Annotated in this window: 2 protein-coding genes; both read left to right on the forward strand. The window is 43.3% G+C overall.

Translation table 11 applies throughout. The features are described from left to right. Positions 1–31: 31 nt before the first annotated feature. Positions 32–817 (forward strand): carbon monoxide dehydrogenase/acetyl-CoA synthase methytransferase subunit, encoded by a 786-nt coding sequence (acsE, locus tag AC075L_RS17685; RefSeq protein WP_008703879.1) that lies wholly within the window; start codon positions 32–34, stop codon positions 815–817. Positions 818–950: 133 nt separating this feature from the next. Next, positions 951–2,667, forward strand: a 1,717-nt coding sequence (acsV, locus tag AC075L_RS17690) for a corrinoid activation/regeneration protein AcsV (RefSeq protein ID WP_476387976.1), incomplete at its 3' end; no start/stop codon positions are given.

Here is a 2,667-nt window from a genome sequence, read left to right on the forward strand (position 1 = left end):
TGTGTAAATAAATAAAAAGGAGAACACGGTTATGGCAAAATTTGTAACAATCGGAGAAAGACTTTCCACTACTGCACCTGCAGTAAACAAAGCATTTACAGAAAGAGATCCAGAGCCGATCATCAAAAGAGCAAAACAGCAGCTTGACGCTGGTGCTACTTACCTTGATGTAAACATCGGACCTGCTGAGAATGATGGAGAAGATCTGATGAAATGGGCAGTACAGCTCCTTCAGTCAGAGTTTGACAATGTTCCGCTTGCACTGGATACAACAAACAAGAAAGCTATTGAAGCTGGTATCTCTGTATATAACAGAGCAAAAGGAAAACCGATCGTTAACTCTGCTGATGCTGGTGACAGAATCACAAACATCGACCTTGCAGCAGCAAACGATGCCATCTGTATCGCACTTTGCTCTTCCGGTATGGTAGCAGCAGACAATGATGAACGTATGATGCACTGCCAGAACATGCTTGAAAGAGGTATGTCTCTTGGTATGGAAGCTGAAGATCTGTGGTTTGACCCGTTATTCCTGGTTGTAAAAGGAATGCAGGACAAACAGATGGAAGTTCTTGAAGCAATCAAAATGTTCTCTGATATGGGACTGAACTCCACAGGTGGTCTTTCCAATAACAGTAACGGTATGCCGAAACATATCCGTCCGATCATGGACTCTGCTCTTGTAGCAATGGCTATGATGAACGGTCTTACATCTGCAATCGTTAATCCTAACGACCTTCGTCTGATGGAAACTATTAAATCCTGTGATGTATTCAAAGGCAATACACTGTATGCAGATTCCTACCTGGAAATCTAATCAGTATAGCTGAGAAATCTAATAAAATATTCGACCGACATAAATGAATACATAATTATGGGGGCTGAAGGCTTCGGTCTTCGGTCCCTGTTTTATTACAGGCTATTACGACTATGAGAAAGGTGGTTGCCGAATGTTTAAGGTAACATTTTCATTCGAAGATGGCAGTATGGTAGAAACTTTTGCCAATGCGGGGGATAATTTACTGGAGGTTGCACGAAGTGCCAATGTGGCTATTGATGCACCATGTTCCGGAAACGGAGCCTGCGGAAAATGTCGTGTCCAGTTAAAGAGCGGAGAACTGGAAAGCAAAAAGACATTACATATTTCTGACGAAGAATATCAGGCGGGATGGCGTCTGTCTTGCTGCAGCAAGATCAGTGCGGACGTCAATGTGCTGGTACCTGATATTGCATCTGCCTATAAGAGCAGAATGAAAGTAGCTGATTTAAGTTCGAAAGAGGAAATAGCCATTTTTGAAAATGCCAAGAGTGATATACAGCTGGCAGGCATTGAACTGAAAAATAGTCTGGAGGTTGTGGATGTGCTGATGGACGTTCCCTCTCTGGATGATACTATGCCGGACAATGAGAGATTGACACGTGCATTGCGGAAATATTTAAATATCAACAGAGTACGGATACCATATGTAGTCCTGAAAAAACTCCCTGATGTACTGAGAGAGAACAATTTTGCAGTGAAATGTGTGATCCGCGCTACTTCTGACGATATGTATGTCTATGATATATTTGGCAAAGACGAGGATGTGGTCATCGGAGGTCTGGCAATTGATATCGGTACAACTACAGTTTCTGCTGTACTGATCAATATGGAAAATGGAGAAATTCTGGCAAAAAGTTCTGCCGGAAACGGACAGATCCGTTTTGGTGCAGATGTAATAAACCGAATCGTGGAATCACAGAAACCCGGAGGTCAGAAAAAATTGCAGGATGCGGTGATCAAGGAGACTATCAATCCAATGATCCACGAAATGTGCAAGAGTGCAAAATTTCCCAAAGACCATATCTACAGGATGTGTGTGGCATCCAATACAACTATGAATCATCTGTTTGCAGGAATCAATGCGGATCCGTTGCGTACAGAGCCTTATATCCCTGCATTCTTTAAGACCAATTCCCTTTTTGCTTCCGATGTGGGAGTTGATATCAATAAAGATGCTCATATTATTATGGCGCCGAATATCGGAAGCTATGTAGGCGGCGATATCACAGCCGGAACTCTGGTCAGCCAGATTTGGAACAGGCCCGAATTCTCACTGTTTATCGACCTTGGTACAAATGGAGAGCTTGTATTTGGAAACTCAGACTTTATGATGAGCTGTGCATGTTCAGCAGGTCCTGCCTTTGAGGGTGGTGACATCAGCTGTGGTATGCGTGCCACAGACGGAGCCATCGAAGCATGTACCATTGACAAAGAGACTATGGAGCCGACCTACAAGATCGTAGGTGATCCGGGAACCAAACCTGTAGGTTTGTGTGGTTCCGGTATCATCGATGTGATCAGTGAACTTTATATCTGCGGAATTATCAACCCCAAGGGTAAATTTATTCGCGAAGGAAAGAGAATCAAACATGACAAATATGGAATGGGCAGTTATATCCTTGCATTTGAGGAAGAGGCAGGTTCTGTAAAGGATGTTGAGATCACAGAAGTTGATATTGATAACTTTATTCGTGCAAAAGGTGCAATCTTCTCAGCAATCCGCACAATGCTGACTTCTCTGGACTTCGATGTGAGCATGATCGATGATGTGTATGTTGCAGGTGGTATCGGAAGCGGTATCAACATGCAGAATGCAGTCAACATCGGTATGTTCCCGGATATCCCCA

The sequence above is a fragment of the Blautia sp. ZXY-1-B12 genome, from assembly GCF_056339915.1.

Excerpts from the sequence above, each read along its gene's own strand:
- acsE (WP_008703879.1), top strand. The coding sequence starts at position 32 with ATGGCAAAATTTGTAACAATCGGAGAAAGACTTTCCACTACTGCACCT.